Annotated in this window: 2 protein-coding genes; one reads left to right on the forward strand and one right to left on the reverse strand. The window is 51.5% G+C overall.

Features of this window, described 5'->3' with window-relative positions; translation table 11 throughout:
• Positions 1-730: 730 nt before the first annotated feature.
• Positions 731-1,576 carry an AraC family transcriptional regulator gene (locus QMX85_RS23290; RefSeq protein WP_003464995.1) on the forward strand — a complete coding sequence of 282 codons (846 nt, stop codon included), beginning with the start codon at positions 731-733 and terminating at the stop codon, positions 1,574-1,576.
• Between the two features lie 29 nt (positions 1,577-1,605).
• Here QMX85_RS23290 and QMX85_RS23295 read toward each other — a convergent pair whose 3' ends face one another.
• Positions 1,606-2,124 (reverse strand): DUF417 family protein, encoded by a 519-nt coding sequence (locus QMX85_RS23295; protein WP_003464991.1) that lies wholly within the window; start codon positions 2,122-2,124, stop codon positions 1,606-1,608.
• Between the last annotated feature and the right edge of the window lie 628 nt (positions 2,125-2,752).

Below are 2,752 nucleotides of genomic sequence, written 5' to 3' on the forward strand. Positions count from 1 at the left end.
TCATTTCCATACTGATCACCCTGTGTTCTCCTGCTCAAAAATTGAGCAGAAGCAGTTGAACACCTGGGTCAGTTTTCAGTCGGCAGAACAGCCTCTACTGGGTCAGTTTTCGGTCAGCGGCAACAGATTAACCATGTTGCTGGCTTGCCACCAACACCGCTCAAGGTACGGGTGGACATTTCCCCGGAAATTTTCGAAAAGGTCGCTTTGGATGACAGTGTGTTCGTTTTCGTACAGACGCTATCGGGCTCCAAGGTACCTCTCGCTACCATACGACTTAAGGTCTCAAGTCTGCCGGCCGAGGTGGAGTTTTCAGGCGCTGATGCAATAGTTACCAGCAACACCTTATCGCAGACAGCCGCGATTCAAGTGACTGCTAGGGTCTCTAGGGGAGGGAAGAGTAGGTCGGGGGAATGGTTGGGCCGAAGCTCGACGACATTAAATTCGAAGAGCGCTAGGCTGAAGCTTACGATCAACCTTCCGGATATCTGATCGACTGCACCGCAAAGTGCTGTTGCCAGGTACTGTAAAATAGAAGAGTGAGCACTTGATTTGCTGGTGCTTTCAAACAACGGTGTTGTTTTTTTAACAGCCGAACTGGAAAGGGAGGCTGAGCTGCTCAGTGATCACTTTATCCGTTGGCTGATTTACGCCGGCATGTTCGCTACAGGCACTGAACGACAACGCAGATGGTATGGTCTGTGCGTTCTGACTCGTCAAGGATCGGCCAATGGATCGTTTGTCTAATTTGCTCTCGCGGTTCGGCGTGCGGGCCAATCTGTTCTATGACGGCGACCTATGCGGCTCTGCATCTTACGATGGCGCCGAGCGGCGAGGTTATATCCATCTGCTTCAGGCCGGCAGCGTGACGTTGCTTGGTCCCGATCGCAAGGATTTGCAGCTCACTCGCCCTAGCTTGATTTTTATGCCACGCCCCGCCAAGCATCAATTGTTTGCGGGTGAGTCCGATGGCGCAAAGTTGTTGTGTGCTTCCATGGAGTTTGAGGGCGGAATTGATAATCCTTTGTCGGCTTCATTACCGGACTGTTTGGTGCTCGCACTCGATGATCTGCCCATGCTGGCAGACACGTTGGAGTGGATGTTTGCCGAGGCGGCAAATGTGCATTGTGGAAGGGAAGCCGCGCTTGAGCGCTTATTTGAGCTCCTAATCATTCTGTTGCTCCGTTACCTGCTCGATCATCACCAGTTGCGCACCGGAATGATGGCTGGACTGGCCGACATGCGGCTTGCCCGATCGCTTTTACAGATGCACAACTCCCCGGAACATGCCTGGTCAATAGCAGAGCTGGCCAGTGAGTCAAATATGTCACGCGCTGCGTATGCCGTGCATTTCAAGAGTGTCATCGGACAGACGCCTGCTGATTATTTGTTGAGTTGGCGAGTTAGCCTGGCTCAGAAGCTGATGCGAGAAGGGCGCTCGATTACGCTGATTGCAGCTCAAGTCGGCTACGAAAGTCCTTCGGCGCTGTCTCGCGCATTTAGACGCAAGACGGGGTTGAGCCCTCGTGACTGGTTGAAAGATCTGGCGGGGGAAAATGATGGCAAAAAGGCCTAAGGCATTACTGCCTTAAGCCATTGAAAAAATTATGCATTAATTTTACGTTTTTCCAGTTCAACCAGCGAATGGCCTGCCACAAATATCGAAACAGCAAGCAACCCTAAGTCTTTAAGCAGAAACTGACCTGGCGCAACGGAAATCGCCGGAAACCCTAAACTAGGCTCAATGACGCCCGGAGTGGAAAACATAAAGCTAAGGGTTGTGAAGAACAGGCCTGCAGACAGAGCGCCTCCTACCACGGATAGTTTGGGCGACAGCATGCGGCCTGCGATCAGAGTGCCGATCGAAATCTCTAGTATGCCGAGCAGGCTGGAGAACATGTCGACCGAAAAAATGCTATACACCCATCCCAAAAGCGGGCTGTTGCTCACCAGTGGAACCAGGCCCTCGGCCTCGTAGTGGGTAAATTTCATGCCGCCGAACCAGAAGTAAATAATAGCGAGAGCCAAGTACGCGCCATAGATACCTAGCCCCATAGTTTTGGTTCCAAGCGTTAAGTGGGCCTGTACGCTGGACTTCGAGTTTTCAATGCCTATGGTTTTCATGTCTGAGCTTCCAGTAGTGAGTGAGAGTGTGTTGGCTGCCGAACGCCGTATGCGTTGGCGATGAGATTATTATGGCTGGCATCTCTAATCAAGAGGCATCAGAAAGTATTGATTTCAGTGCAGATCGTCTTGGGCGGTGCAATTCGCGATGAAGGGATCGCCGTGGAGAGCGATGAGTGCACTATTTCGATAAAGGAGTCGTTTTACATAGGTCGATGAAGCGCGTTGCGGCATCGCCTACTGTCATTTCTCAAATCTGACTATGGGGCTTGGGGCGAAGGGCGGCACTGACTAGGCTTAGAACAGCTACCAACTAGCCGCGCGGCCGCGATGCACAAAGAATGGTAACTGAGCCGTGAGTGCGGTGGGCGCCCGCATTTATTTCCAAACCCTACAGATACATCGATCTTCGACTTCAACCGGGCAGATAGCTGTTGCAGCAAGCCTATCAATCGACTTTGACGTGTTAAAGAGGATAGGTTTTCCAGGGTTGGGGAACAGCCAATGTCATCAACTTTGGAAATTATCCATAAATATCATATAATTAGCGCTCAAATCAGTGCATGGGAGAAGCCCTTTTGACTACCTATACCGCATCGCTTGACACCGCCAGCCAAGCCCTGGTTTG

This window comes from Pseudomonas sp. PS02288 (assembly GCF_029959715.1).
Lineage (GTDB): Bacteria > Pseudomonadota > Gammaproteobacteria > Pseudomonadales > Pseudomonadaceae > Pseudomonas_O > Pseudomonas_O kuykendallii.